The sequence below is a fragment of the Deinococcus sp. HSC-46F16 genome, assembly GCF_024171495.1.
Classification (GTDB): domain Bacteria; phylum Deinococcota; class Deinococci; order Deinococcales; family Deinococcaceae; genus Deinococcus.
On sequence record NZ_JALJZW010000001.1, the window covers coordinates 77968 to 104577 of the forward strand.

The following is a 26610-nucleotide window of genomic DNA, read 5'->3' on the forward strand; positions in this document are numbered from 1 at the left end:
GCCCGGCATGACGCCTCCCTTCCGCACGCCCCACGCACTGGGCTACCGCACCGACCTCGCCCTGAGGCGGCTGGCCGGGGCGCAGACCGAGGACCGGGGCGACTTCACCGTGATTCGCACGCCGGACAATCCCACCTTCTGGTGGGGCAATTTCCTGCTGCTGCACGCGCCGCCCGCGCCCGGCAGCCTGGAGCTGTGGCTGGCCCGCTTCCGCGAGGCGCACTCCACGGCCCGGCATGTCACCTTCGGGCTGGACACTGTCGGTGGGGAGGCGGGCGCGGCCGGAGAGTTTGAAGCCGCCGGGTTCCGCCTCACCCGCGACACCGTGCTCACGACCCCGGCCACCACCGCGCCGGAACGCCCCCTGCCCAGCGGCGTGACCATGCGCCCCCTGGAAACGCAGGCCGACTGGGACGCGGCACTTGAGCTGCGCGTCGCCGTGAACGCCGCCGACCCGCACCCGCTGGAGGAGGGGGGCTACCGCACCTTCGCCGCCGGGCGCCTCGCGGGGCTGCGCCGCGCACAGGAGGCGGGGCACGGGGCCTGCCTGGGGGCTTTCGTGGCAGGGCAGCTGGCGGCGGGTCTGGGCGTGTACGACGCGGGCGGGGGAGTCACCCGCTACCAGAATGTGGAAACCCACCCGGCGCAGCGGTCACGCGGCCTGGCGGGCCACCTCGTTCACTTCGCGGGCGGGTGGGCGCGGCAGAACCTCGGGGCGCAGACCCTGGTGATCGTCGCCGATCCCGAGTACCACGCCCAGCGGCTCTACGAACGCGTGGGGTTTCGCCCCAGCGAGCTACAGACCGGGCTGGAACGGCCCCCTGCGGGGGGGTAGGCGGGGGCTTACTCCTCGCGCAGCGCGTGGGCGTTGTAGCGGTTCGCCAGAATGAAGAAGGTGGGCGCCCACAGCCCCACGAAGATGCCGAAGCGCTCACCGTGGGCGCGTTCCTCGGGCGTGCTGCCCGTGCCGCCGCGCGTGGCCCAGATCGCGATGGACCCCAGGATAGAGGCGGCGCCCGCCAGCGTCATCAGTTGGGCAAGGTTGCGGCTCGACATGGTGGCCCTCCCTCGGGGAACTTTGGCCCGCGCCCCCGCTGCGGTTCCGGCGTGACTCCCGCCCCCGGCCCGCTGCCGGGTGACTGTGCCCCGCCCGTGTCTGCCCGTCACTGTGACCCGCCCGGCCGCCCGACTCTGCATGCTGGGCGACAACTCGGCTTGCCCGAGTCCCGCTGGGACGTGCTGCGGGGACTGCTGGGCCGGGGACTGGTGATCGGGCTGGGCGTCGCGCTCGCGGCGGCTCTCGTCGGCCACTTTCTGATCCGGCCCGGCTGGGAGGGAGTGCGGCTGGGCCTGAACAGCGCGGGGACGCTGATGTGCGTGCTGGCGGGGTCATTCGTGATAGGCGCGTTCGACTCTCAGGAGGCGACGGCTTCCTCGCGGGGGCGACTGGGGGAAGGGACCGAGCGCATGGGCTGGCCTCTCGCCGCCCTGACCGTCAGCCTGCTGGCCGCCGGGGTGTGTTTCGGGCTGGCGTGGCTGGCCGTGCGAATTCCGTCCGATGTCTGAACCGTCGGGAGAGCGCCGACGGTTGATCCATCTCCCGGAATCCGCCGTTGTTCCTGCTCTGCTTCGCAGCTTGGCAAGTCCCTTCGGTCGGATTTCCGGGCGTTTTCAACACCCCTCAATCGGAATCGGGATCAGTCACTGAACAGGCCCGCCTGAAGCAGTCGGGCGATGGGCGCGTACCCCCGCCGATGCACCGGACTGACGCCCAACTCGGCCAGCGCCGCGCGGTGGGCCGGGGCGCCGTAGCCCTTGTGGGCCGCGAAGCCGTAGCCGGGATGCTGGGCGTCGAGTTCGGTCATCAGCCGGTCACGCTCGGTCTTGGCGAGCAGGCTGGCGGCGGCGACCGAGTAGCTCAGGGCGTCGGCCTTCGGGGGGGCCAGCAGCGGGAGGGGGGTGCGCAGGCGGAGGTAATCGGTCACCAGGGCCTGCGGGGCCGGGTCCAGCCGCTCCAAGGCCCGCGCCGCCGCCGCGTGGGTGGCGCCCAGGATGTTCAGCCGCTCGATCTCGTCGGGCCAGGCGTGCTCGACCGCCCAGCAGGCGGCCACCCGCCGGACCTCCGCTGCGAACGCTTCCCGCTGGGCCGCCGAGAGCTGCTTGGAATCCCGGAAGGGGTAGTCCTGCGCCAGCCCCGGCAGGATCACGGCCGCCACCGTCACCGGCCCTGCCCACGCGCCCCGGCCCGCCTCGTCCACCCCGGCGACCCGGAAATAGCCGCGCCGCCAGTGCTCGCGTTCGAAGGACCAGTCGGGGGTGACGGAGGGCATGGAGAAGACGCTATCAGCCATCCGCAGGACGCCGGAGCTTGAGGCCCCGGCCTGCGGACGGCTGACCGCTGATAGCTTCTTCCCGTGACCCGCAAGCCCAAACCCAAAGTCCGCTTCTCCCGCCCGGCCCGGCCCCCCGCCGAGGTGCCTCCCCAGGCCGAGGCCGGAAGCTATTTCGATGTGCGCCCTGCGGCGCTGCCGCCCCGGCTGGAGGGCCTCCGCGCCCTCACCAAACCCGGCGTGCGCGGGTTTCCGGGGGTGGACGACGCGCAATCACTCCTCGCGCAGACGATGCGCAGGGACCGGGTGCGCGGCGACGTGCTGGACCTCGCGGCTGGGGGCGGGCTGCTGGGGTCGTTGCCCGGCGTGACCCTGCGGGCGGTGGAGGGGTCGGCCCCGGCCTTGGCGGCGCTGCGGGAGGCCGGACTGGACGCCCACCCTGCCGCGCCCGGCGACGACCTGCGGGAGAGGTGGCCCGAGCGTCCGCGCACGGTGGCCCTGGTGCTGGCCGGGGACCGGGGCAACGCCTACGCGCTCGCGCAGGTGGCCTGGGCGCACGCCTGCACGCCGCCCGGCGGGACCCTCTACCTTGCTGGGGACCGTGACAAGGGCTACGACCGCTACGTCCGCGCCGCTGGAAACGCCTTCGGCACGGGCGAGACGATCGCCCGCGACGGCGGCATGCGGGTGGCCCGAATGGTGCGCCGCCCCGGTCCCACCCCCGCCTTCCCCGACCCCGAGGGCTACGAGCTGGAGGGCCTGCGCGTCGTCGGCCTGCCGGGCGTCTTCAGCGCCGCGAAGCCCGACCGGGCGACCGCCCTGCTGCTGGGGGCGCTGGAGGAGGTGGACTTCACTGGCCAGCGCGTGCTGGACCTGGGCTGCGGCACCGGACTGATCGGCGCGTGGGCGGCGCGGCGGGGCGCCGAGGTCACGCTGGTGGACGGCGACCTCCAGAGCGTGCGGAGTGCGCAGGCCACCCTCGCCGCGAACGGGTTGCCCGGCGAGGTGCTGCACAGCGACGTGGACGCGGGGCTGGGGGAGCGGACCTTCGGCGCCGTGCTCACCAACCCGCCCTTCCACGTGGGACGCGGGGTCGTGCTGGACGTGGCCCGCGAGTTCATCGCGGCGGCGGGGCGGCGCCTCACTCCCGGCGGAACCCTGTACCTCGTCGCCAACGAGCCGCTGCCCTACGAGGCGGCGCTGGGCACCCTCGGCCCGGTGCGCGAGCTGCGGCGCGAGGGGGGCTTCAAGGTGCTGGCGGTGACGCGGGCCGGGTGATGGCCTAGCGCCCCAGCGTGGCCCGCACCGTCCCCGCCTTGGGGTCGAGCACCACCGTCGGCCAGGGATTGACCGTGCGGCGGGTCCTGATCCGCACCGTCAGCGGCAGCGCCGCGTCAAAGCGCAGGGGCGTGAGCCGCCCGCCGCTGAGCAGCGCCTGGGGGGAGCCGCCCTGCGGGGTGACCGTCACGTCGATGCCCGCGAGGTCGTCCCGCAGGGCCTCCGGCACTTCGTCCGGGGCGTCGGCGCTCACCACGCCGGGTCCCGGCAATCTCACCCGCAGGTCGGCGTAGTAGGCCAGCAGAAAGGCGTCCTCGGTAAAGCGGGCGAGCGCGTCGCCCAGGGTCGCGGCCCGCACGGTGACCTCGGTGCCCGAGTGGGTCAGCGTCACGTCCGGGCAGGTCACGTCGTAGGGACCGGGCAGCGAGGTCTCCTCCTCCGGCGGCCCCCACAGCAGCAGGCCCCGGTCGCCCACGCGGGGATTCCCGGCGCAGAGGGCCTGCACCTGTTCGGCGCTCAGGGCGGTGGGTTCGCTCACGGGGCTGGCGGCAGGCGCACAGGCGGCCAGCAGCAGCAGGGCCGCGAGGGGCAGGCGTCGGCGGTGGGTCATGGGAGCCTCCTGGGCGGGCGGCAAGGAGGCCGCCAGAGCCGCGCCGCCCAGGGCCTGGCTCCGGCGGCCCGGTCTACCGCTGGCTCAGGGCGAGGCTCAGGGTCGGGAAGTTCAGGTCCGTGTCTCCGGAGAGCCGCAGGGTGAAGTCGCCCCACTGCGCGACCTCCAGCTCCGTCTCCAGCAGGTTGGCTGGGCCGGGCACCACGTTGTACGCGGTCACCACGAAGGTGTGCTTACCGGAGGGCAGGTCGTGCCCGAACATCGTGGGAAAGGCCGGGAACATGTTGTCGAACAGCAGCACGCCGTTCAGGTATACGTCGACCAGTCCGCTCTGCCCGTGGTCGTTCAGGAAATAGACGCGGGCGGCCTGGACCGGGGCGAGCGCCGGGGCGCACAGGGCGGCGAGCAGCAGGGCCTTAGGCAGCAGGGAGGTTCGCATGGCGAGTGTCCTTTCGGGTGCCGGGGAGCACCGGGCGGAGGAGCTGGCGAACGGTGGCCGGATGGGTGCGGCAGGGTCGGGTGGGGGCTTCACCTCCTCATGGGTGAGGGGAAAGGCGAGTGCAGGGGCGGCAGGTGGGGAGGCCCGGAGGTCGCCGCCGGGCCGGAGGTGTCACTCGTTAGAAACGTTGTCGGGGCTATTGCCGCTGACGGTGCCGCCCGTCTGGATGTAAGCGGCGCCCCTGCGGTTGAATACCCCGCCGCCGTTCCGGGTGGCCGCATTCCCGGTCACGCTGCCGGAGGTGATGGTCAGCTTGCCACCGTTGAAAAAGCCCCCGCCCACATTGCTGGGGTCGGTGATCTGGTTGCCGCTGACCACCGCACCCGCCAGGGTGAATTCAGCCGTGGGTGAGGTTTCGTAGGGACCGTCGAGATTGACCCCGGCCCCCCAGCGGGCCTTGTTGCCGCTGATGGTGCCGCCGCTGGCGGTCATCCTGGCCCCGGCGTACAGGCGCACGCCGCCGCCGCCCTCGTGCCCTTCCTGACTGCTGACACTGTTGCCCGTGATCGTCCCGCCCGTCATGGTCACGGTGCCGCCGATCACGAGGCCACCGCCCGTCACGGTGGCCTGATTGCCGCTGACTGTGCCGCCCGACAGGTTCAGGGCGGCGAAGCGGCCGATGTCCAGCCCCCCTCCACGCTGAGCGGAGTTGCCGCTCAGGGTCCCGCCCCGGAGGTCCAGGGTGGTGCCCCCCGCTTCGGCGCTGCCGACGGCGAACCCACCGCCATACGGCGCGGTGTTGCCCCGAATCACGGCATTGCCCTCGACGGTGAGGGCCGTCTGTTGTCCGGCCTGCGAGTAGAGCTGTGCGCCGCCGCCACCGCCCTGCGCCGTGTTGTTCTCGATGACGCCGCCCGTGACGCTGCCGGTGCCGTAGAAGCTGATGGCCCCGCCGTTTCGCCCCGCACTGTTGCCCGCGAAGTTTCCCCCGGTGATCTGCAGGGTGCTGCTGGCAGTGGTGCTCAGTGCTCCGCCATACAGCGCCGAGTTGCCCTTGAAGGCGCCGCCGCTGATGGTCAGGTTCCCGGCACTGTGGATGACGCCACCGCCACTGTTGACGGTTCCGGTCGCCCGGTTGCCCTCAAAGGTGCCTCCGCTGAGCGTGACGGCGGACCTGTCGGCCCCGGAGATGTACAGCGCCCCACCCGCGATGGTGGCACTGTTGTTCCTGAAGGTGCCTCCCTGGATGGTGGCGGCCGTTGACAGGAGGGCGACTCCCCCGGCGCAGCCCCGGCGACCATCCGCCGTCTCCGGGAAGGTGCAGGCGTTGTTCTCGAAGAGGCCGTCCCGAATGGTCAGGGTGGCGGCCGGTGACGTGGCGGAACCCGCGGTCGTATGCCGAAGGACGCCGCCCGTGTAGTACGCCACGTTGCCCTGAAAGGTCCCGCTCTCGATGGTCAGGCTGCCCCGGTTGGCAATCGCGCCGCCGGAGCCCGTGCTCTCGCCCTCGATGTCCGGGGTGGGAATGAAGGCCTCGTTCGCGGTCATGGTGACGTTCCGGAGAATCAGGCTGGCGCCCGGCGCGTTGTAGAGGCCGCCGCCGTTCATGGCCCGCCCGCCCGTGACGGTCACGCCGTCCAGCGTCAGGGCGCCGCTGTTCAGCAGATTGCCGCCCCAGGTGGCCCTGGAGAGGGCTTGGCCGGTCGGAGCCGGAACCTCGACAGGCTGCCCCACGCCCCCCTTCAGCGTGCCGCCCTTCAGGGTCACTTCTCCTCCGGCGGCCACCTCCAGCGCCCGGCCTTTTCCGGCAGCGTCGAGGGTCACGCCCCCGGCAAGGATCGTCACGTCCTTGTCGATGGTGACCGGGCTGGCGAGCGCCACCGTTCCGCCCGCCGTGAAGCGCAGGGTGTCGCCGTCTTTCGCGGCGGCCAGCACCTCGCGCAGGCTGCCGGGGCCGCTGTCGGCGAGGCTGGTGACCGGGGTTCCGGTGGGCCGGTTTCCCCCGCCGCACGCGACGAGCAGCAGGCCGAGCGAGAGGGCGGCGGGTCGGGAAGCGGTGCGGGTAGCCTTTCTCATGGGGGATCCCTCCTCCCCCCGGTGGGCGGGCGGAGGGATCCCACCCGCGCCGGAGGTGGAAAGATCGTGAACCCGGAGGCGTCAACGGAGCGTCAACGTCGTGTCATGGGGGCGCCACCGGCCCCGTCCTACCGCCCCGCCTCCAGCGCGGTCCGCACCCGCTCAGGCAATGTGGCGTAGTCGGCGCGGGTCAGTGGGCGGCGCGGCTGGCGGCGCGTGAGCGCCACGAACAGTTCCGCCTGTTCCGCCAGAAAGTCGCGGTACCCGGCCTCGCCGCCGCCGCGCACGCATTCCAGCGCCAGCAATTCCAGCGCCTCCCGCAGCGAGGCCAGCGCCAGGAACCGGGCCGCGTCCGCGCCGCTGTTGCCCAGCAGGGCGGGCAGCGCGGCCAGCCGCTCGGGATGGCGGGTCAGGGTGCGGGCCGCCCGGCGCACGTTGGGGTCTTCCAGGGTCAGCCCGCAGGCCCGGCAGGGCTGCTCGCGGCTGGCCTCCCCGCACACCGGGCAGGGCCGCCAGCCCTGTTCCTCGCGCCACTTCCGCGCCCGCGTGATCGCCTCGGCGGCCTTGAGGGCCACGCCCCTGAGGTCACCTTGCACGTCTTGCACCAGCGCCCGCGCCCGCTCGCGGTCGGGAGCGGGGAGGGGCGCTTGCCGGGGCACGTCCGGGGGCGGCGGCACGGTGCCGACGCTGAAGCGGATTTCCGTGACCCGCTCCTCGCCCAGCACCTCGTTGAGCCGCCGCAGGAAGTGGTGCCGCTGCAACGTGAGGTGGTGCGCCGTCGCCGAGTCGCGCACCTCTACGAAGAGGGTGCCCCCCTGCTGCGACCGGGGCCGTGTGAGCCGCGCGATCTCCGGTCCCACCGCCTGCGGCCACGCCAGGATCGCCCGCGCCTTTTGCACCCCCTTGGCGATGCGGGCCGTGCCGAGGGTTGCGCCCATCAGGTCGGAGAGGCCACGCGGACCACCGAGGCGTCGGGGGTTACTCATGGGTGCCTCGCGGCACCGGGAGTGGGCAGGGGGCCGTAGGAAGTGGGAAAGGCCAGGAAGTTGCCGACCACGGACCACTCCCCACTTCCCGCCTCACGCCGTCACCTCCAGCGCCCCCGCCCCCACCGGTTGCCCTTCCGGGGTGAAGCGGCCCGAGTGTGCCCGTAGGGTCAGCGCCGAGCCGGGCACCCGCTCGGTCCCGGTCACGATGGCCTGCGGCACGCTGGCGGCGAGGTCCAGCAGGAAGGAGCGGCGGCCGGGATCGAGTTCGGCGGAGAAGTCGTCGATCAAAAGGACGGGCTTTTCCCCGAAGCGCTCGGCGAGCAGTTCGAGTTCGGCGCGGCGCAGGGCCAGCGCCACGGTGCGGCCCTCGCCCCGGCTGGCGTACTCGCTCGCCGGAAAGTCGCCCAGCCGCAGCACGAGGTCGTCGCGGTGCGGCCCGGTCACGGTGGCCCCCCGCGCGAGTTCCTCGGCCCGCTTTCCGGCGAGGTCGGCCGCGTAGGTCTCGGGAGCGGTGGATTCCTGAAGGGTCAGTGTGAGCGCCTTGCGGCTGCCCAGCGCCGCGTTCGCCTCGGCGGCGAGTTCGGCCAGCCGGGTCAGCGCCCGGCGGCGAAACAGCATGATGTCGGTCCCCAGCTTGACCAGAGCCTCGTCCCAGACGTGCATCGCCCAGTCCTCACCCGCCCGCAGGGCCGCGTTGCGCTGCGACACCGTGCGTTCGTAGCGGGCGAGCTGCTGACCGTAGCGGGCGCTCAGGCGTGAGAGCAGCGCGTCGAGGTACGTCCGCCGTCCCGCCGGGGGGCCGAAGACGAGGTCAGAGTCCTCCGGGCGAATCCACACCGCACTCCCGCGCGGCAGGTCGCCTGTCTTGGCCCGCACCCCGTCCACCTTGAGCTGCCGCCGCCCGCGCCCCAGCCCGACCTCCTGAATGCTGAGGCTGCCGCCCTGCTGCACGTCGGCCCGCACGTAGGCTTCCTTCTCGCCCGACTGCACGAGCTGCTCTAAGCGCGTCACGTCCGTCAGCCCGGTCAGGGCGAGGTAGGCGGCTTCCAGGAGGTTCGTCTTGCCCGCCCCGTTCTCCCCAAACACGCCCGTCACCCCCGCCGGAAAGGTCAGGGTGTCCGGCGCGAGATTCCGGTAATTCAGGGTGGAGAGGGCCGAAAGCTGCATCCCCTCAGTCTAGCGGCGGGGGGGAAAGGGGGCGGTGCGGCAGGCCGCAGTTGGGCGGGGGCGGGCGTACCATCGGCCCCATGACCCCTGCCCGTGACGACCTCCTGATCCTGGCCCCCCACCCGTCCGGGGCACTGCCCGCCGACGTGCTGCGCGAGATGCTGGGGGAGGACATGTTCGACACCGGCAAGCGCGAGGCCTTGCAGCGCCGCGTCTTTCTGGAAGGGGACCCCTACACGGACCTGATCTTCGCACTGCCCGGTGCCCGCTTCCTGCAAGCGCCGTGGAGCCGTTTCGCCGCCGACCTCAACCGTCACCGCGACGACCAGGCCGACAATGGGGTCGTCAAGCTGACCGACTTTGCCCGGCAGCCTCTTTATCCGGCCGGGTTCACCCTGTCTCCCCAGGCGCGGGAGGCCCGGCTGCGGCGGGTCTGGGACGCCTTCGACAATCAGGTGGAGGCCGAGATCGCGGGGGCGCGGCTGATGATCGTGGGGCACGCGATGGCCTCGCGCGGCCCGGCGCTGGGGCCGGACACCGGAGCGCCCCGCCCGGCGCTGACGATCATGCCGGGCACGGCGGCCAGCCCCACCTTCCCCCCCGAGTTGTGGGAGGAGCTGCGGAAAGCGTGCGAGGCGGCCTTCGCCCCGGTCCTGATGGGCACCCATACGCGGGTGGCGGTGGGCGACCCCTGGACCACCGACACGCTAAGCGCCCGCTGGAACGCGCGGACGGGGGTGCCCGCCTTCGGGCTGGAGGTCAACGTGGGGCTGTATTTCCCCGAGTGGGGGGTGCCGGACGGGGCGGCGCTGCGGGAGTTGAACGCGGGGTTCGGGCGATTCGCGGACGCGGCGCTGGAGCTGGTGAGTGGGAAGGAGGCAGTGGGAAGTGGAAAAGGCCCGTAAGCCGGGGCGTCGGCTCCTGCCCACCCGTTCCACTCCCCACTTCCCCTACGCCTCCCGCGTCGCCAGCCCCCGCACCGTGTCCACCAGCTCGCGGGCAGCCTGTGGGTCGGGGGCGTCCGCCAGCGCCTCCTCCAGCAGGGCCAGCCCCTCCCGCGCCTCGGCGTCGGCGTGGGCCTGGGCGTGGGCGACGCTGCCGCTTTCCAGCAGCCAGCGGTGAATCCGGGCGATGGCGCCCGCGTCCTTGTCGGCGCGGGGGCGGGCCATCTGGTTCAGAAAGAGGGCCTTCTGGTCTGCCGGGGCCGTTTCCAGCCAGTGCAGCACGATCAACGTCCGCTTGCCCTCCAGCAGGTCGCCGCCGATCTCCTTGCCGTACTGCGCGGCGTCGCCCAGCAGGTTGAGCACGTCGTCCCGGATCTGGAAGGCCGCGCCGAGCTTCAAGCCCGCCGGGGTGAGGCGCTCGTCGGGGGTGTGCCCAGCGGCCAGCGCTCCCAGGCGCAGCGGAACCACCACGGTGTAGTGGGCGGTCTTCAGGCGCACCATCTCCAGGTAGTCGGCGCCCGTCAGCGCCCACTCACCACTCTCCACCCAGCTCAGGTCGAGGTGCTGGCCCTCGGCGGTGCGGTGAATCATCGCCAGGAATTCCTCCATGCCGCCCGGCACCCCGGCACGGTGGACGGCAGCCCACATGTAGGCGTGCAGGGCGTCGCCCGCGTTGATCGCCAGCGGGACCCCGTGCAGGCGGTGCAGCGCGGGTTGGCCCCGGCGCTCCTCCGAGTCGTCCTCGATGTCGTCGTGGATCAGCACCCAGTTCTGGAAGAGTTCCAGGCCCGCCGCCAGCCACAACGCCCCCTCCCACGCGGGGGTGCCGGGCCGCGCCCCGTGCGCCCGCGCGGAGGCCAGCAGCAGCGCCGAGCGGATGCCCTTGCCGCCGCGCTGCGGATAGTCGCGCAGCATGGCGTGGAAGTGGGCCAGTTCTGGGCGGCCCGCCTCCTGGGGCAGCAGCGACAGCACGCGGGTCAGCAGTTCGGGGTGCATCGGGGGGCAGCATAGCGGGGCAGAAGGGACTGGCCGCCTCCTCACCCGGCCCCTCTACACTGCCGCCATGACCTCCGCGCCCCTCCCTCCCCGCCGAGCGGTCGCGGCGCTGCGGTGGATTCTCCCCGCCGCACTCGTGCTGGGGCTGACCGCGCTGGCCCTCACGCCGGACGCGCGGGCCTTTCTGGGTGAGGGCTGGGAGGCCCTGACCTCCAGCGACCCGGCGGTCACCCGCGCCTTCGTGGAAGACCTGGGCTGGGCCGGGCCGCTCGCGCTGCTGGCGGGGTTCGTGTTGCAGGCGGCGGTGCCTGTGCTGCCCGCCCTGGTGATGACGGCGGTGACGGCGCGGGCCTACGGTCCGGTCGAGGGCTTCTTGCTGGTCTACCTGGGCACCCTGCTGGGGGCCGCCGCCGGGTACGGCCTGGGCCGAGCGCTGGGGGACACGCTGGTGCGGGCGCTGGCGGGCGAGCGGGCACGGCAGACGGCGCACACCTTCGCCGAGCGCTACGGCCTGCAGGGGGTGCTGCTGGTGCGGCTGATGCCGGTCCTCTCCGCCGACGTGCTCAATCTGGTCGCGGGGGCGGCGGGCATGGGCTTCCGGCCCTTTATGGTGGCGACGGCGGTGGGGGCGTTGCCCGTTACGGCGCTGGTGGTGTGGCTTAGCGGCTCGGCCACCCGCATGGCCTGGGGGCTGGGGCTGCTCTCGGCCGTGGTGGGGCTGGGGGTGCTGGGGCGGTGGTGGATGGTGAAGAGGGGGAGTGGGCAGTAGGGAGTGGGACTTCTGCTGGAGCGCGAGCTTCGGCCGGAGCTTCCACCCCCCGCTGCCCACTCCCCGCCTCCGCTATGCTGCCTCCCGAGCGGCCCCGGCCTGGGGCAACACCTGGGAGGAGCATGACGCAAGCCAACACGGACGCGGCCCCCGCTTATGAGCGGGCAGGCGTGAACATCGACGCGGGGCACCGGGCAGTCGCCCTGATGAAAGGCGCGGTCGCCCGCACCCACACCCCCAACGTGCTGGGCGGCCTAGGCGGCTTCGGGGGCCTCTTCCGGGCAGCCTTCGGGGACCTGAAAGACCCCATCCTCGTCGCCTCCACCGACGGGGTGGGCACCAAGACGCGGGTGGCCGTCCGCACCGGGCGGGTAGGCGGCCTGGGCGCCGACATCGTTCACCACTGCGTGAACGACATTCTGGTGCAGGGCGCCCGCCCCCTCTTCTTCCTCGACTACGTGGCGACCTCGCGCCTGATCCCGGAGCAGGTGGCGTCTATCGTGGCGGGCGCGGCGGGGGCCTGCGAGGCCCTCGGCGTGGCGCTGCTGGGCGGCGAGACGGCCGAGATGCCGGGCGTCTACACCGAAGGCGAACTGGACCTGGTGGGGACCATCGTGGGCGTCGTGGACCGGCCCCGGCTGATTGACGGCTCGCGGATCCAGAGCGGCGACACCGTGATCGCGCTGCCCAGCAGTGGCCTGCACACCAACGGCTACAGCCTCGCGCGGATGGCGCTGGATGACCTGGACTGGGCCGAAGCGCGGGCCGACCTCGGCGGCGAGCGGCTGGAGGACCTGCTGACCGTGCCCCACCGGGCCTACCTGGGCGCCTTCGACGCGCTGACCGGGGCCGGGGTGGACGTGCGCGGCATGGCGCACATCACCGGGGGTGGGCTGGTGGACAACCCGCCGCGCGTGTTTCCGGCGGGGCTGGGGCTGCGGGCGAACACCGGGTCGTGGACGGTGCCCCCCATTTTCGAGCTGATCGTGCGCCAGGCCGGGATGGAGCGGGCCGAGGCGTTCCGGGCGCTGAACATGGGCGTGGGCTTCCTGTTCATCGTCCCGGCGGGGGAGCGTGAGGCAGCGCTGACGGCCCTGCGCGGGGCGGGGGAGTCGCCCTGGGTGATCGGGGAGATGGTGCCGGGCGAGGGCGTGACGCTGGACGGACTGAATGGCGCCGGACTGGACGGGACCCCCTCTTGAAGAGGTACCGTCCCCCCACCGGCTTCCGGCTGCCCGACCGCCGTACCGCGACCGAGTTCTGGGTGGTGCGGCACGGCGAGAGCACCTGGAACGCGGACGGCCGTTACCAGGGCCAGACCGACGTGCCCCTCAGCCACATCGGAGTGTTGCAGGCGGCGGCGCTGGCCGAGCGGCTGCGGGGACAGCACTTCGACGCGGTGTACACCAGCGACCTCACCCGCGCCTCGCAGACCGCCGACGCGGTGGCCGAGCGGCTGGCGGGGAAACCCACCGTGCAGCCCGAGCCGGGATTGCGCGAGATTGACGTGGGCGAACTCGGCGGGCTGGTCGTGGCCGACATCGAGCGGCAGCACCCGGAGTACCTGCGCGACCTCCAGACCGATCCCTGGGGCACCCGGCGGCCCGGCGGCGAGAGCATGGCCGACCTGTTCGCCCGTTGCGGAGAGACCTTCGAGCGCCTGCGGGGGCGGCACGCGGGCGGGCGGGTCCTCGTCTTCACCCACGGCGGCGTGGTACGGGTGGCCGTGGGGCTGGCGCTGGGCGGTGTGCCGGGCCATGCCTGGGCACGCCTGAGCGTCACGAACACCTCCATCACCCGCGTCCTGCTGGGCGAGGACAGCGGCACCCTGCTGGGCTTCAACGACGACGCGCACCTCGAAGACCTGATCGAGGCGACCGAGGCCGACGACGTGCTGGGGCAGGCCCCGTGAGGGCCGAGCGGGGCGCTAGCCTGGGGACACCATGCGACGGCTTTCTGTCCACACCTCTCAGAAGGCGGAGGTGACCCCTTGACCCCGCCTGACCTCGTGACCCGCTTCCGCGCCGGGGACCCCCGCGCCCTGGCCCGCGCGATCACCCTGGCCGAAAGCGGCCTAGATGCCGCCCGGCCCGTGCTGCGGGCCGCCCGCGAGCGCGAAGGCCGCGCTGTCGTGCTGGGCGTGACCGGCAGCCCCGGCAGCGGCAAGAGCACCCTCACCGACGCCCTGATCGCCGCGCTGCGGGCGCGGGGTGAGCGGGTGGCGGTGCTGGCAGTGGACCCCAGCAGCCCGTACTCCGGCGGCGCGATCCTGGGCGACCGCATCCGCATGCTGCGGCATCACGGCGACTCCGGGGTGTTCGTGCGCTCGCTCGCCAGCCGCGGCGCACTGGGTGGCCTCTCGCCGCGCACCCTGCCCGTGCTGGCGCTGCTGGAGGGGGCGGGCTTCGACTGGGTGATCCTGGAGACGGTGGGCGTCGGTCAGTCGGAGGTGGATGTGGCCGCCGTGTGCGACCACACCCTGCTCGTCGTGACCCCGGCGGGTGGGGACGGCGTGCAGGCGTTCAAGGCCGGGATCATGGAGATCGCGGACGTGATCGCCGTGAACAAGGCCGACCTCCCCGGCGCCGACCGCACCGTGCGCGAGTTGCTGGCCGCTCAGGGCCTCGGTGCCCACGACGAGCACACCTGGTTTGCCCCGGTGCGCCGCACGGTCGCGCAGACGGGCGAGGGGGTGGAGGCCGTGCTGGAGGCCGTCCTGGCCCACCGCGCCCATCTCGGCAAGGAGGGCCTGCACGCCCGCCGCGAGCGCCGCGCCGAGTTCGAGGTGCGGACGCTGGTGCAGGAGCGCGTCCTGAAACGGGCGCGGGAGGTCAGCGGCGACCTCTATGCGCGGGTGGCGCGGGGTGAACTGGACGCGGACGCGGCGGCGGACGCCCTGCTCGCGGGCGAGGCTGTTCGGTGAAGGCCCGGACCCTCGCCCCCCTCCTCTTCGGCTTCCTGCTGGTGCAGCGCCTGCTGGAGTTGCGGGTGGCCCGCGCCAATGAGCGCTGGGCGCGGGAGAACGGCGCGGTCGAGTACGGCCGCGAGCATTACCCCCTCTTCTTCCTGCTGCACCCGGCCTGGATGCTGGGCCTGCTGTGGGAGGGCCGTCGCGCCCGTGGTGGGGTGAACTGGGCGGCGCTGCTGCTGTTCGTGCTCGCGCAGCCGCTGCGGTACTGGGTGATTCGCACCCTGGGCCGCTACTGGAACACCCGCATCCTGATCGTGCCGGGGGGCGAGCGGGTGACCGGGGGGCCGTTTCAGTACGTGCGGCACCCCAATTACGCGGTCGTGGCGCTGGAACTCGCCTCCGGGCCGCTGGCGGTAGGAGCGTGGCGCACGACGCTGGCGGGGACCGTGTTCAACGCCGCCCTGCTCCTCCTCATCCGCATTCCTGCCGAGGAGCGGGCGCTGCGGGCCTACCGCGAGGCCGCCTCCGAAGGCTGACGCTCCGTTCTACGAGACGCGGCGCAATTTGGTCGGCACCCGCTGCTCAAACTTCAGGCCCGTCGGGGTGTCTGCAAGGGCCACGGCGCTCAGCACCCGCAGGCCTTGAAGCTCCAGCCGGGTGCGGCCGGGGCAGTTCGTGCGCTCCACCCCCACGGCGACCGCCCGCACCCGCAGGGCGGCGGCCTCGGCCCGCAGCAGCAGTTCCAACTCGGCCAGCCCGTCGGTGAGGTGCCGGGTCACGATCACCGCGTCCCCCAGGACCGGCCCCTCCACCCGCTCAGGGAGGCGGCCGTCTGCCTGCACCTCCAGCACGGTCAGGCCCCGCAATCGCCCCAGCGCGTGCGCCAGCGGCTCCGCGCCCGGCAGCGCCACCGCAACTTCCAGTTCGGGCAGGTCACGGGCAAAGAGCGCCGCGACTTCGGCCCAGTCCCGTTCGGGCAGGGCCGCGAGTTGAAGGTCGAGCCGCTCCTCCGAGGGCAGGGTTGCGGCCACGGCGGTGCGCAGAGCGAGGGTCATACCATAGCCTAAGCTGTGAAGAAGGCCACATCCGCTTCACATCGTCACATTCGCCGAGGCAGGGCCTTCATATTTCCTTGAGCGTCGGAGGCTGTCGGCTTCTCCAGCGGGCCAGCCGCGTGCGCCCGCTCGTGTTGGGGGTCGCGGAGGCGTAGCGTGTCGCCCATGCAGGCCGCCCCCGCCCGAATCGCCGCCCGTCATGCCACCGCCGTCGCCGTGGCGGTCACGGCAGGTCACTTCATCAACGACGCTTACGGGGCCATGCTCACGCCGCTGACCCCCGCCCTTCAGGGCAAGTTCGGCGTGTCCATCGCCGCTGTGACGCTACTCTCCAGCGTCTACAGCCTGACCTCCAGCGTGCTGCAACCGCTGCTGGGGATTCTGGGCGAGCGCCTTGACCGCCGCTACGCCGCCGCGCTGGGGCCGCTGATGACGGGCCTGGGCCTCACGGCGATGGGCTTCGTGCCGTGGTTCGGGGCGCTGGTGCTGCTGGTGGCGGTTGCGGGCTTCGGGAGCGGCTTTTTCCACCCGGCGGGCGCCGCTTACGTCGCCCTGAGCAGTCCGTCCGAGAAGCGGGGGCTGTGGGCGAGCCTGTTCAGCGCCGGGGGCACGGCGGGCATGGCGCTGGGGCCGGTGTTCGCGGGCGTGGGGCTGGAGAATCTGCCCTGGTTTGCCTTGATCGGGGCCGTGATCGCGGCGATCACTTTTGCCGTCACCCCGCCCGGCCGGGCCGAGGGGCGGCGGGTTTCGCTGGCCGAGTACGCGGGCATCTTCCGGGGGCCACTGGTGGGCCTGTGGGCGATGGCGGTGCTGCGGTCGCTTGCCAGCATGGGGTACAACGCGATGCTGCCCTTCATCCTGCTGGGCCGGGGTTTCGGGGCGCGGGAGGTCGGGGTCACGCTGGCCGTGTACGCCGTCGCCAGTGCCATCGGGGGGATCGTGGGGGGGCGGGCCAGCGACCGCTACGGGCGGGTGCCGGTGCTGCGGGCGGCCATCCTGACGACCATTCCCTTCTTCGTGCTGCTGATCCTGTCGAGCCCGGCCAACTGGTGGTTTTACCCGCTCACCTTCCTGGTCGGGGCGGCGGTAAATGCCAGCGTCCCGGTCGGGGTGGTCGCCGCGCAGGAGTACGCGCCGGGGCACGTCGCGGTGGCGAGCAGCATCATGATGGGCTTTTCGTGGGGCTTCGCGGGGTTGCTGATCTTCCTGGTGGGGGCGCTGGCGGACGTGACGACGCCGACGACGGCGGCGCTGGTGAGCCTGACGCTGCTGCTTCCCAGTGCGCTCATCGCATACCGGTTGCCGGAGCCGAAGCGGGCGGCGTTCGAGAGCTGAGGCCTAAATTGAATGGAGAAGAGGTGGGCAAGCTGTCTTGATTCGGTTTGCCCCCACCCCCAGCCCCTGCCCCCAGAGGGGACGGGGGAGTAGCGCTGCGCTAGGCGAAGGTCGTCCCCCCATCTTCAAACCTCGCTTGCCCCGCCTCGGTGTCCCCCTCCACGCCGTCCTCCCGCCCAATTGGAAGGCCTCGGCGCTGACGCGCCGAACGGCTCGTCTGCCTTCTGCCTGGAAAGTGGACTCGCGCGGCGGGGGCGCTGAGGGCGGCTGACACAGGGAAAAGACGGCTTTTGCAACAGCAAGTCGGGTCTAACCCTCACCGCGCGTCAGTTCCCCGCCCCCCATACGCCACCGCCAGCGCCACGCCAGCCGCCAGCAGCGGCGCGAGGCTCCAGGCCTGCCCACGGGCCAGCGCATACGCCCCCACGCTCAGGCCGCCCTGAAACAGCAGGGTCAGCAGGGTCTGTCCCAGGGTGTTGCCCGGCCGGGTCTTGAAGGCGTCCGCCCGGCGCACGGGCAGGGGCCGCCACAGCACCAGCAGGGCGCTTCCCGCGACCCCCAGCGCCACCAAACATAGGAGAGCGAGGGCCAGGCCAGGGGCCAGCAGATCCTGCGCGGCGAACAGCCCGACGCCGAGCACTCCCAGCCCCAGGGGTGGCAGCGCGGCGGCCAGCCACTTGTCGCGCCGCAGGGCCGCCGGGCTGCGCGGGGCGGTGACGAGGAGGTCGGGGGCGTCCTCCGCGTTGAGCGTCAGGTGCGCCAGCGCCGAGGCGAGGCTGGCTCCCAGCAGCACGATGCCCGCGCTCGCCGCCCCCTCTACCGAGCCGCGCCACGCCGAGGCCATCAGCGGCAGCATGTAGACGAGTTGCAGCAGCGTGCGCGAGAGCAGTTCGGGGTCGCGGCCCACCATCCGCCATTCCTTGAGCAGCGTGGCCTGTCGTGCTGGGCGAAAACGCAGCGGCCCGGCCCGACCGCGCTCCGCCCGCCGTCCCCCGCTGCCCTCGGCGGTGGCCGCCACCCCGCTGACAAACAGGCGGGTCAGCAGCGGCACACTCAGCGCGAAGGCCAAGGCTGACCCCAGTCCCAGCGCCAGCAGCGGCCCCGGCTCGCTCCACACGGCGCGGGCGGGCCACCACAGGGCCGACTCCCGCTCCGGCCAGCTGCCGCGCCCCGGCCCAAAGCCCTCGAACACCCGCAGCACCAGGTCGCCGCGTCCGCTCATCCCCAGAATGTTGGGCAACTGGAACGCCAGAAAGAGGCTCGCCCCCAGCAGCGCCCCCACCACCGACGCCGTGACCCGCGCCCGGCGCACCCCCAGCACCCGCACCAGCCCCAGGGTCAGCCACAGCCCCAGCGTCGCCGCGAGCAGGGCCGCCCCCAACCACCATCCCAGCAGCCCCAGCCCGCGCCACGCCCCCAGCACCACCAGCAGGAAGGTGAGAGGCACGATCAAGAGCGCCGACCCCAGCGCCCCCGTAAAGGCCACCCCCAGCGCCCGCGACGCCAGCACCGTGCGCGGCGAGACGGGCGAGTGCAGCAGCAGGTCGAGGTCGCCCCGCATGTACAGCGCCTCCAGCGCCGCCGTCACGCACGCCGAAACCATCAGCGTGAAGACGAAGACCAGCCCCAGCGTCAGCGGTCCCAGCGCCGCATCGGGGAGGGGGCGGCCCAGCGGGACCCCAATGAGCAGGGATTGCAGAAAGAAGTAGAGCGCCGCCCCCAGCCCCACGGCGAACACCGCCCCCACGATCAGCCCCCGCCGGGTCCCCCCGCTGAGGTTCTGCCACGCCCAACGCGTCTGCCAGCGCAGCAGCCACGGCAGCGAGCCGGGCCTCACGCGGGGGTCCCCGCCGGGTCCTCGGCACCCACGCGCAGCCCGGTCAGGCTGAGGAAGGCGTCCTCCAGCGTGCCCGTCCCCGTGCGGGACAGCAGCTCGCCCGGCGTGCCCTCTGCCACGAGTGTGCCCGCTGCGATGATGCCGAGGCGGTCGGCGAGCCGCTCGGCCACCTCCAGGATGTGGGTCGTCAGCACGACCGCGCCGCCGCCGTCCACGAACTCGCGCAGCGCGTCCTTGACCTGCCGCGAGGCCGCCGCGTCCAGCCCGGTCAGCGGCTCGTCGAGCAGCATCAGGCGCGGGCGGTGGATCAGCGCCCCGGCGAGGGCGAGTTTCTGTTTCATCCCGCGCGAAAAGCCCTCGGTGCGCTCCTGGCGGTGCTCCCACAGGTTCAGCCAGCGCAGCAGCCGCTCGGCTTCGGGCGCGGCCTCGCGGGCGTCCATCTCCCACAGCCCCGCCACGAATTCCAGGTACTCGGGCGGGGTCAGCTTGCCGTACAGGAGCGGGTCGTCGGGGAGGTAGGCAAGCTGCCGTTTGGCGGCGCGGGCGTCGTGCGTCACGTCATGCCCGTAGATGCGGGCCGTGCCTCCGTCGGGCCGGGTCAGCCCCGCGATCATACGGATGGTGGTCGTCTTGCCCGCCCCGTTGGGACCGAGCAGCGCGTACAGCTCGCCGGGCGGCACCGTCAGGCTCACGCCTGCCACCGCCGCGCGGCCCCCAAAGCTCTTGCGCAGGTCGAGCAATTCCAGGGCCGGGAAGGAAGCGAGGCTCATACCGGGCACTATGCGCCGGGGCGCGGGAAGGTTGCGGCGCAGATGCGGCCGATTACAGTCCCGAGGTCGTCTCCTCGGCTACGTCCGCCATCGCGGCCAGGGTCGCTTCGGGGTGGGCGTCGGGCACAGTGGGGGTCAGGCGGCTCTCGATGGCGCGGGCGTGGGCTTCGAGCCCCTCGGCGCGGGCGAGGACGGCAGCGGGGGGACCGATGCGGCGCAGCGTCTCCTCGCGCACCCCCACCACCGAGATGATGGTCTGGAAATCGCGCACGTTGACCGGACTCATGAAGCGGGCCGTGCCCCCGGTCGGCATCACGTGGCTGGGTCCGGCCACGTAGTCCCCCAGCGCCTCCATGCTCGCCTCGCCCACGAAAACGCCCCCGGCGCGCCGCACCTCGTCCAGCAGGCTCCAGGGGTCGCGGGTCAGCAGGCAGAGGTGCTCGGGTGCGTAGAGGTTGGAGAGGTCCAGTGCCTCCTCCAGACTGGCGGCCAGGACAATCTTCATCCGGCTCAGCACGCTGTCCCGCGCCCAGCTCCGGTTCGGCTCGGGGAGGGCTTCCAGTTGACCGTCGAGCTGATTCTGCACCTCGATCAGCAGATCCCGGCTGGTGGACACCAGCACGGGTTCGGCTCCCAGGTGCTCGGCCTGCGCGAGCAGATCGGCGGCCACGAAGCGGGGGGAAGCGCTGTCGTCGGCCACCACCAGCGTCTCGGTCGGCCCCGGCAGGCTCTCGATGCCCACCGCGCCGTACACCAGCCGCTTGGCGATCACCACAAAGAGGTTCCCCGGCCCCGCGATCTTGTCCACGCCGGGCACGCTGGCGGTGCCGTAGGCGAGCGCTCCAATGGCCTGCGCCCCGCCCACCCGGAAGACCTGCGTGATGCCCAACTCGCGGGCCGCGACCAGAATCGCCGGGTGGACTGTGCCGTCCCGACCCGGCGGCGTCGTCACCACGATCTCGGGCACGCCCGCCACCTGCGCGGGCACCGCCGTGTGAATCAGGGTGGAGATCAGCGGCGCGAGGCCGCCGGGCACGTACACGCCCACCCGCCCCAGCGGGCGCACGAGCTGCCCCAGGGTGCCGTCCGGTCCCTCCTGCAGGAAGCCGTGCGCGGGCTGCTCCTCGTAGAAGGCCCGCACCCGCCGGATCGCGAGCCGCACCGCCTCGTGCAGTTCCGGCTCAATCTGCGCGGCCTCCAGCTCCGCCCCGGAGACTTCCAGCGCCTCCGGGCGGTGGCCGTCCAGCCGCTCGGTCCAGTCGCGCAGGGCGTCGTCCCCCCGCGCCCGCACGTCCGCGAGGATGCGCGAGACGACCTCCTCGGGGGTCAGCGGCTCCCCGAAGGTCTGTTCGATACGGGCCAGCACGCTCTGCGGCACCGGAATCTCGGAGAAGGTACGGGTCAGGGCCGCGCGGGCGGCGTCGCCTTGAAGGACTTGCATGGGGACACTCCTGGGTGAGGGCAGGGGAGAGGGGAGAAAGGGGCCGGGGGCCTGCGTCATCCTGCTGGGCGCGGACGGCCCCCGGCCCAGGGCTGCCTAACCCGCCCGCCGTCGGCGGCGCTCGGGCTGCGGCTTTCTGGGCGGCTCGGTCACGGCCTCCAACGACCCGAAATCGGTGGGCTGAATCAGGCGCAGCAGGCGGTGGGGCGGCGCGGCCTCCACGAACACATACGCCCCGCCCGGCCGCAGCAGGTAGACGCGGGCGGGGATGTCCCCCACCGCCGTGTCGGGCAGCCGCTGCACCAGCACGTGTCCCCCCGCCATCTGCACGGTGGCCCGCTCGACCTCTTCCAGCCCGCGCAGCCACACCAGCAGCGAGACGGGGTCGTGATGTTCGGTGGTCAGCGGCGCGGTGGCCTCGTCGCGGCCCTGCCTCAGCGTGACCAGCCCGCTGCGGCGGTCGAAGGTCGTCTCGAAACTGGCCCGATTCCGCCCGTCACCCTCCGCATAATGCAGGCTGGTGAGCAGCCGAGGGTGCATCCGGCTCTGCTGCACCCGCCGCAGCTCGGGGAGTACTCCGCCGAACTCGGTTTCCACCCGCGCGACCAGCGCCCCACGTTCGGGGTGCAGCGTCCACTCCTGCGACCCCGCGAAGCGCCCGCCCAGCAGCAGCGTGAGGCTGAACTGCTCGGGGCCGGGGCGGAAGGCCGGGGCGGCTTCGGGCGGGGTTAGTCCTTCAGCCGCGTCCAGAAGCTCTCACCCGGCCCATCCCACTCGGCCCCCAGCGCGGCGGCGACGGTCGCCCCCACGTCCGCGAAGGTGGCCCGCTCGCCCAGGTCCACCGCCCCCGTCAGGCCGGGGTGCCAGCCCAGCAGCAGCCCGTGTTCGCGGGTGTGGTCGGTGCCGTGCCAGGTGGGGTCGTTGCCGTGGTCGGACACGAGGAGCAGCGCCCCGCCCTCCGGCACGGCGGCCAGCAGCTCCGGCAGCGCCGCGTCGAACTCCGCGAGCGCCGCGCTGTACCCAGCGGGGTCACGTCGGTGGCCGAACTTGGCGTCGAAGTCCACGAGATTGGTAAAGATCAGGCCGTTCCCGCCCTGGCGCATCCGCGCGAGCGTCTTCTGGATGCCGTCGGCGTTGTTGTCGGTGTGAATCTCTTCGGTGAAGCCCTGGTGCGCGTAGATGTCGGGAATCTTGCCGATGCCCACCACGTCGCGCCCGGCGTCCTTCAGCGCGTCCAGCACGGTGCGCGGGGGCACCAGCGAATAGTCCTTGCGGTGCTCATTCGCCCGCTCGAAGGGGTGCTCCCCCCGGAAGGGCCGGGCGATCACCCGCGCGACCGCGAACTCGCCCTGCAAGATTTCGCGGGCCGCCTCGCACCACGCGTACAGCGTCTCCAGCGGCACCACATCCTCGTGCGCGGCGATCTGGAACACGCTGTCGGCGCTGGTGTACACGATGGGAGAGCCGGTGCGGAGGTGTTCTTCCCCGTAGTCCCGAATCACGTCGGTGCCGCTGTAAGGCCGGTTGCACAGGTGCCCGCGCCCGGTCGCCGCGTCGAAGCGGTCCATCACGGCGGGGGGAAAGCCGTCGGGAAAGACCTGAAAGGCGTGCTGAAGCTGCACCCCCATGAACTCCCAGTGTCCGGTCGAGGTGTCCTTGCCGGGGCTGACCTCGCGCATCCGCCCGAAGGCGCCCGTCACCTCGCCCGCCGGAACCGTCCCCGGCGAGGTCTGCACGGTGGGGATGCGCGACAGCCCCAGCCGCGCGAGATTGGGGAGGTGGGCGGGCGCGGCCGTGAGCGTGTGGTTGAGGGTGTGGGCACCCGCGTCCCCGAAGGCGGCGGCGTCCGGCAACTCGCCCACGCCGACAGAATCCAGAACGATGAGGGTCAGGAGCATGGGGGTAGTGTACGGCGGGGGAGGGGAAGGTGGCGCCCCCGCCAAGTTGTACGGACGGCGCACCCCCGCCTCGCCTTCTGCCCCTTCGTCGCCCCCCTCACCCCCGCTCCCATGACCCCCGTGCTACGCTCGCAGACGTGACCGCGCCTGCCCCCCTTTCCGTCCCGCACGGCGTCCAGATCGACTTTCAGCGCCCCGAGCTGAGGGCCGAGGGCCTGCGCAAGAGCTACGGGCGGCGGGCGGTGGTGCGCGGGGCCGACTTCATCGTGCGGCCTGGCGAGATCGTGGCTCTCTTCGGGCCGAACGGGGCGGGCAAGACGACCACCTTCTACATGCTGGTGGGCTTTATTCGGCCCGGCGGGGGCCGAATCCTGCTGGGGGACCGTGACGTGACCCGGCTGCCCATGCACGAGCGGGCGCGGCTGGGACTAGGCTACCTGCCGCAGGAACCCAGCGCCTTTCGCAAGCTGACCGCACGGGACAACCTGCTCGCCATCCTCGAATACCAGGGCCTTCCCCGCGCCGAGCAGGAGGCCCGCGCCGACGCGCTGCTGGCCGAGTTCGGGTTGACGGCACTTGCCGGAAACTACGCCTACCAGCTTTCCGGCGGCGAGCGTCGGCGGCTGGAACTCGCCCGCGCCCTGACCACCGACCCCGACTACCTGCTTCTCGACGAGCCGTTTACCGGGGTGGACCCCAAGAGCATCCGCGAGATTCAACGCCTGATCCGCGAACTGCGCGACCGCCGGGGCATCGGCGTCTTTATCACCGACCACAACGTGCGCGAGACCATCGCGCTGACCGACCGCGTCTACCTGATGTTCGACGGGGAAGTGAAGTTCGAGGGCACCCCGCAGGAGTTCGGGGCCGACGAGGACGCCCGCCGCCACTACCTCGGCGACGACTTCGAACTGTAGGGGGAGTGAGAGCACGTGCTGTGGCTGTTTCTGCCCTTCGTGGTGCTGCTCTCGGGCGTGGTCGCCTACTCGGCCGACACCATCGCCCGCAGGGTGGGGCGCAAGCACCTGCGCCTCTTTGGGCTGCGGCCCAAGACGACCGCGCTCGTCGTGGCCGTGCTCGCGGGCATGGGCATCAGCGCGGCGAGCCTGGGGGCCTTCTTGCTGCTGAACCGCTCGGCCGTGAATACCATCGCGCAGGCCGATCAGCTTCGGCCCCAGATCAACGCTCTGCGTGAGGAGGTCGAGGGCGTGCAGGCCGAGCTGAAGGCTGCCCAGCGCGAGCGCGATGAGGCGCGGCGGGCGGCCCAGGCCCTTCAGCAGGAGCGGGCGCAGGCGCAGGCCAGTCTAGAAAAGGCGCAGGGGGCGCTGAGGACTGCCCAGCAGGCCCGCGACACCGCCCAGGCCGACCGCGCCCGTGCCCAGGAGCAGGCCCGCACCCTGCAAACGCGGGTGACCGAACTCACCGCCCTGGGCCGCACCCTGGAGGCCCGCGCCGAGGAGAGCCGCGCCGCTCTGGAGGCTTCCGAGACCCGGCTTGCCGACAGCCGCGAGCGTGCCCGCGCCCTGAACACGCAGGTGGAGACGTTGGGGAGCGAGGTCGCCGCCCTTGACCGCCGCGCTGCCCAAGCCGAGGCTGCCGCCGGGGAAGCTCAGGCCCGCGCCGACGCTGCCCAGACGCGGGCCGAGGCCGCGCAGTCGCGCGTGACTGTGCTCAACCGTCAGGTCGAGGCCCTGGAAGCCGCCCGCGAGGGGGTGCAGGCCCAGCGCGACGCGGCCACCCGCGAGCGAGACGCCGCCCGTCAGGCCCGTGCCGCGGCCGAGGCGGGCCGTGCCCAGGCCGAGGCCGCCCGTATCCAGGCCCAGCAGGCCCGCGACCGCCTCGCCGCCGAGCGCCGCACCCTGATCGCCGCCCGTGACCGCCTGGAGGGCGAGCGGGACGCGGCCGCCCGCGCACGGGACGCCGCCGTGCAGGCCCGCGCCTCCGCCGTCGCCGCCCGCGACGCCGCTACCCGCCAGCGCGACGAGGTCGTCGCCGAGCGCGACCGCCTCGCCCGCGAACGCGACGGCGCCGCCCGCGAACGGGACGCCCTGGCCCGCGAGCGCGACACGCTGGCCGCCGAGCGTGCCCGGCTGGTGGCCGACCGCGACGCGGCGGCCCGTGAACTCGCCAGCCTGCGGACCCAGCAGGCCGAACTGCGGGCCGCCAATGAGACGCTCGGCCGCGACCTCGCCAGCGCCCGCAGCAGCCTCGACCGCCTTCAGGACGAGTTTTCCAGCGCCCGCGACGAACTCAGCGCCAGCCGCAGCGCCGACCTCGCCTACCCGAAAAACGACCTCGTGTACGCGGGGGTCGTGCCAGGGGTGCGGAATCTCGACGCCTTCTTGCAAAGCGCGGCGGCGGCGGCGGCGGGCCGGGGAGCCAAGGGAACGCCGCCCGCCCGCCTGAACGCGGCGGCCCGCGAACGCCTGGAAATCAGCTTGCGCGGGCTGAACGCGAGCGCCTTCGTGCAGTGCCGCGCGGCGAACAACACGGCGGTGGGCTTCCCGGTCGACCTCACCTGCGCCGCCCGCCCCAACACCGTCCTGTACCGGGGCGGGCAGACCATCCGGCGGGCGACCGTCACGCTGGGCGACCCCCGCACCGTCCAGAACCAGGTTCAGGACCTCGTGCAGGACACGGTCATCCACCTCACCACCCGGGGCGTGCCTGCCGAATACATCACCAACGGCGGGCTGGGCGTCAACGAGTTCGTGGACCTGCTGACCCGCCTGGGCAGCCGCTCCGGTCAGAGCGCCGCCGTCGCCATCGCCGCCCGCGAGGACGTGCGGCCGGGCGGGCGGGTGGACCTGTATCCGGTGCTGCCGTGAGCCCGCTGCGCCGCTCCAAAGCCTGAACCAAGAAGAAGCCGCCCCACATCGGAGGCGGCTTCTAGTTCGAACTTTCTCTTAGCCCTTCACCGCTCCCGCCGTCAGCCCGGAAACGATGTTGCGCTGAAACACCAGCACCAGAATGATCAGCGGAATCGTCACGATCACCGAGGCGGCCATCGTCAGCCCGAAGGGGCTCTCGTACTGCGACGCCCCGGTGAAGTTGGCGATGGCGGGCGGCACCGTCGCCGCTGAGGCGTCGGTGGTAAAGGTCAGCGCGAACAGGAACTCGTTCCAGGCGTTGATAAAGGCCAGCAGGCCGGTGGTGACCAGCGCTGGGGTCATCACCGGGAGCAGGACCCGGAACAAGGTTTGCAGCGGCGAGGCGCCGTCCACGTAAGCCGCTTCCTCCAACTCGGTGGGAATCTCGCGCACGAAGGCGGTCAGCGTCCACACCGTGAAGGGCAGCGTGAAGATCATGTACGACAGGATCAGCCCGCCCCACGAGTTGTAGAGGCCAAAGGTCTGGATCATGGTGTAGAGCCCCGACAGCACCGCAATCTGCGGAAAGACGCTCACCGCCAGAATCAGGTACATCAGGATGGTCTTGCCCTGAAAGCGGAACTTGCCCAGCGCATAGGCCGCCAACACCGAGAGCAGCAGGCTCAGCAGCACCGTGCCCGTCGCCACGACCACGCTGTTGAGCAGGTTGCGGCCGAAAGGAGCCCCGGTGAACACGTCCCGGAAATTCTGAAAGCTCGGCACGCTGGGAAACCACTGCAGCGCCTCGGCCGAGAGCCGCGCCGAACTCGTCAGGCTGGTCTTGATCGCCCAGTAGAAGGGAAAGAGGACGTAGAACAGCACGACCGCCACGACCAGCCAGAAGAGAACCAGGGTGACGGTGCGGACCAGCGGATTTTTGGAATTCATGCCCTCA

28 protein-coding genes are annotated in these 26610 nt (G+C 72.4%); 13 read left to right on the top strand and 15 right to left on the bottom strand.

Annotated elements, in window-relative coordinates:
• The first annotated feature begins 7 nt into the window (after nt 1–7).
• Complete coding sequence (locus L1280_RS00485; protein WP_253580034.1) at nt 8–835, top strand: GNAT family N-acetyltransferase; 828 nt, start codon at nt 8–10, stop codon at nt 833–835.
• An 8-nt stretch (nt 836–843) separates the two neighbouring features.
• Here the strand turns inward: L1280_RS00485 and L1280_RS00490 are convergent, their stop codons facing one another.
• Nucleotides 844–1056, bottom strand: coding sequence for a hypothetical protein (locus L1280_RS00490; RefSeq protein ID WP_253580035.1), 213 nt, complete (start codon nt 1054–1056; stop codon nt 844–846).
• Between the two features lie 159 nt (nt 1057–1215).
• Here L1280_RS00490 and L1280_RS00495 point away from each other — a divergent pair, with 159 nt between their 5' ends.
• Nucleotides 1216–1566: a hypothetical protein gene (locus tag L1280_RS00495; RefSeq protein ID WP_253580036.1), complete on the top strand. Its 351-nt coding sequence runs from the start codon at nt 1216–1218 to the stop codon at nt 1564–1566.
• A gap of 131 nt (nt 1567–1697) precedes the next feature.
• Here L1280_RS00495 and L1280_RS00500 read toward each other — a convergent pair whose 3' ends face one another.
• Complete coding sequence (locus tag L1280_RS00500) at nt 1698–2330, bottom strand: ribonuclease HII (protein ID WP_253580037.1); 633 nt, start codon at nt 2328–2330, stop codon at nt 1698–1700.
• 84 nt (nt 2331–2414) lie between these two features.
• Here L1280_RS00500 and L1280_RS00505 point away from each other — a divergent pair, with 84 nt between their 5' ends.
• Nucleotides 2415–3608 carry a methyltransferase gene (locus L1280_RS00505; RefSeq protein WP_253580038.1) on the top strand — a complete coding sequence of 398 codons (1194 nt, stop codon included), beginning with the start codon at nt 2415–2417 and terminating at the stop codon, nt 3606–3608.
• 4 nt (nt 3609–3612) lie between these two features.
• Here L1280_RS00505 and L1280_RS00510 read toward each other — a convergent pair whose 3' ends face one another.
• From L1280_RS00510 to recF, 5 genes are all read right to left on the bottom strand, one after another.
• Complete coding sequence (locus L1280_RS00510; protein ID WP_253580039.1) at nt 3613–4218, bottom strand: hypothetical protein; 606 nt, start codon at nt 4216–4218, stop codon at nt 3613–3615.
• Between the two features lie 73 nt (nt 4219–4291).
• Complete coding sequence (locus L1280_RS00515) at nt 4292–4657, bottom strand: DUF4397 domain-containing protein (RefSeq protein WP_253580040.1); 366 nt, start codon at nt 4655–4657, stop codon at nt 4292–4294.
• Nucleotides 4658–4828: 171 nt separating this feature from the next.
• Nucleotides 4829–6733 carry a hypothetical protein gene (locus tag L1280_RS00520; protein WP_253580041.1) on the bottom strand — a complete coding sequence of 635 codons (1905 nt, stop codon included), beginning with the start codon at nt 6731–6733 and terminating at the stop codon, nt 4829–4831.
• Between the two features lie 128 nt (nt 6734–6861).
• Nucleotides 6862–7719, bottom strand: a complete 858-nt coding sequence (locus tag L1280_RS00525) for a DUF721 domain-containing protein (protein ID WP_253580042.1) — start codon at nt 7717–7719, stop codon at nt 6862–6864.
• 93 nt (nt 7720–7812) lie between these two features.
• Nucleotides 7813–8889, bottom strand: coding sequence for a DNA replication and repair protein RecF (gene recF / locus L1280_RS00530; protein ID WP_253580043.1), 1077 nt, complete (start codon nt 8887–8889; stop codon nt 7813–7815).
• An 80-nt stretch (nt 8890–8969) separates the two neighbouring features.
• Here recF and L1280_RS00535 point away from each other — a divergent pair, with 80 nt between their 5' ends.
• On the top strand, nt 8970–9794 hold the full coding sequence (locus L1280_RS00535; RefSeq protein ID WP_253580044.1) for an N-formylglutamate amidohydrolase: 825 nt from the start codon (nt 8970–8972) through the stop codon (nt 9792–9794).
• 45 nt (nt 9795–9839) lie between these two features.
• Here the strand turns inward: L1280_RS00535 and L1280_RS00540 are convergent, their stop codons facing one another.
• Nucleotides 9840–10829 carry a polyprenyl synthetase family protein gene (locus L1280_RS00540; protein ID WP_253580045.1) on the bottom strand — a complete coding sequence of 330 codons (990 nt, stop codon included), beginning with the start codon at nt 10827–10829 and terminating at the stop codon, nt 9840–9842.
• Between the two features lie 67 nt (nt 10830–10896).
• On the opposite strand from L1280_RS00540, the gene L1280_RS00545 reads away from it, so the two are divergent.
• From L1280_RS00545 to L1280_RS00565, 5 genes are all read left to right on the top strand, one after another.
• Complete coding sequence (locus tag L1280_RS00545; protein WP_253580046.1) at nt 10897–11598, top strand: TVP38/TMEM64 family protein; 702 nt, start codon at nt 10897–10899, stop codon at nt 11596–11598.
• A gap of 122 nt (nt 11599–11720) precedes the next feature.
• The gene (purM, locus tag L1280_RS00550) at nt 11721–12800 is read left to right on the top strand and encodes a phosphoribosylformylglycinamidine cyclo-ligase (RefSeq protein ID WP_253580047.1); all 1080 of its coding nucleotides are present in this window, start codon (nt 11721–11723) and stop codon (nt 12798–12800) included.
• Nucleotides 12797–13510 (top strand): histidine phosphatase family protein, encoded by a 714-nt coding sequence (locus tag L1280_RS00555; protein ID WP_253580048.1) that lies wholly within the window; start codon nt 12797–12799, stop codon nt 13508–13510. The genes purM and L1280_RS00555 overlap by 4 nt, the downstream gene beginning before the upstream one ends.
• A gap of 78 nt (nt 13511–13588) precedes the next feature.
• The gene (gene meaB, locus L1280_RS00560; RefSeq protein WP_253580049.1) at nt 13589–14521 is read left to right on the top strand and encodes a methylmalonyl Co-A mutase-associated GTPase MeaB; all 933 of its coding nucleotides are present in this window, start codon (nt 13589–13591) and stop codon (nt 14519–14521) included.
• Entirely contained in the window at nt 14518–15045 is a 528-nt protein-coding gene (locus L1280_RS00565; RefSeq protein ID WP_253580050.1) for an isoprenylcysteine carboxyl methyltransferase family protein, read from the top strand. The genes meaB and L1280_RS00565 overlap by 4 nt, the downstream gene beginning before the upstream one ends.
• Nucleotides 15046–15054: 9 nt before the next feature.
• Here L1280_RS00565 and L1280_RS00570 read toward each other — a convergent pair whose 3' ends face one another.
• Nucleotides 15055–15564: a hypothetical protein gene (locus tag L1280_RS00570; protein ID WP_253580051.1), complete on the bottom strand. Its 510-nt coding sequence runs from the start codon at nt 15562–15564 to the stop codon at nt 15055–15057.
• 165 nt (nt 15565–15729) lie between these two features.
• Here L1280_RS00570 and L1280_RS00575 point away from each other — a divergent pair, with 165 nt between their 5' ends.
• Nucleotides 15730–16899 carry an MFS transporter gene (locus L1280_RS00575; protein WP_253580052.1) on the top strand — a complete coding sequence of 390 codons (1170 nt, stop codon included), beginning with the start codon at nt 15730–15732 and terminating at the stop codon, nt 16897–16899.
• A gap of 316 nt (nt 16900–17215) precedes the next feature.
• Here L1280_RS00575 and L1280_RS00580 read toward each other — a convergent pair whose 3' ends face one another.
• The 4 genes from L1280_RS00580 to L1280_RS00595 form a co-directional block, all read right to left on the bottom strand.
• Nucleotides 17216–18736: a hypothetical protein gene (locus L1280_RS00580; RefSeq protein ID WP_253580053.1), complete on the bottom strand. Its 1521-nt coding sequence runs from the start codon at nt 18734–18736 to the stop codon at nt 17216–17218.
• Entirely contained in the window at nt 18733–19506 is a 774-nt protein-coding gene (locus L1280_RS00585; RefSeq protein ID WP_253580054.1) for an ABC transporter ATP-binding protein, read from the bottom strand. The genes L1280_RS00580 and L1280_RS00585 overlap by 4 nt, the downstream gene beginning before the upstream one ends.
• 52 nt (nt 19507–19558) lie before the next feature.
• A complete protein-coding gene (gene hisD, locus L1280_RS00590; RefSeq protein ID WP_253580055.1) occupies nt 19559–20947 on the bottom strand; it encodes a histidinol dehydrogenase in 1389 nt (462 codons plus the stop codon).
• A gap of 96 nt (nt 20948–21043) precedes the next feature.
• On the bottom strand, nt 21044–21487 hold the full coding sequence (locus L1280_RS00595; protein WP_371922855.1) for a hypothetical protein: 444 nt from the start codon (nt 21485–21487) through the stop codon (nt 21044–21046).
• Between L1280_RS00595 and L1280_RS15775 the strand changes: the two genes are divergently transcribed.
• A complete protein-coding gene (locus L1280_RS15775; protein ID WP_253580056.1) occupies nt 21482–21679 on the top strand; it encodes a hypothetical protein in 198 nt (65 codons plus the stop codon). The two genes, L1280_RS00595 and L1280_RS15775, sit on opposite strands and share 6 nt — an antisense overlap.
• Here L1280_RS15775 and L1280_RS00605 read toward each other — a convergent pair.
• Nucleotides 21676–22845: a phosphopentomutase gene (locus L1280_RS00605; RefSeq protein WP_253580057.1), complete on the bottom strand. Its 1170-nt coding sequence runs from the start codon at nt 22843–22845 to the stop codon at nt 21676–21678. The genes L1280_RS15775 and L1280_RS00605 overlap by 4 nt on opposite strands.
• A 137-nt stretch (nt 22846–22982) precedes the next feature.
• Between L1280_RS00605 and lptB the strand changes: the two genes are divergently transcribed.
• Together lptB and L1280_RS00615 are read left to right on the top strand one after the other, a co-directional pair.
• The gene (gene lptB / locus L1280_RS00610; RefSeq protein ID WP_234009047.1) at nt 22983–23762 is read left to right on the top strand and encodes an LPS export ABC transporter ATP-binding protein; all 780 of its coding nucleotides are present in this window, start codon (nt 22983–22985) and stop codon (nt 23760–23762) included.
• 15 nt (nt 23763–23777) lie between these two features.
• Nucleotides 23778–25673 (top strand): DUF3084 domain-containing protein, encoded by a 1896-nt coding sequence (locus L1280_RS00615; RefSeq protein WP_253580058.1) that lies wholly within the window; start codon nt 23778–23780, stop codon nt 25671–25673.
• A 78-nt stretch (nt 25674–25751) separates the two neighbouring features.
• Here L1280_RS00615 and L1280_RS00620 read toward each other — a convergent pair whose 3' ends face one another.
• The gene (locus L1280_RS00620; protein ID WP_253580059.1) at nt 25752–26603 is read right to left on the bottom strand and encodes a carbohydrate ABC transporter permease; all 852 of its coding nucleotides are present in this window, start codon (nt 26601–26603) and stop codon (nt 25752–25754) included.
• Between the last annotated feature and the right edge of the window lie 7 nt (nt 26604–26610).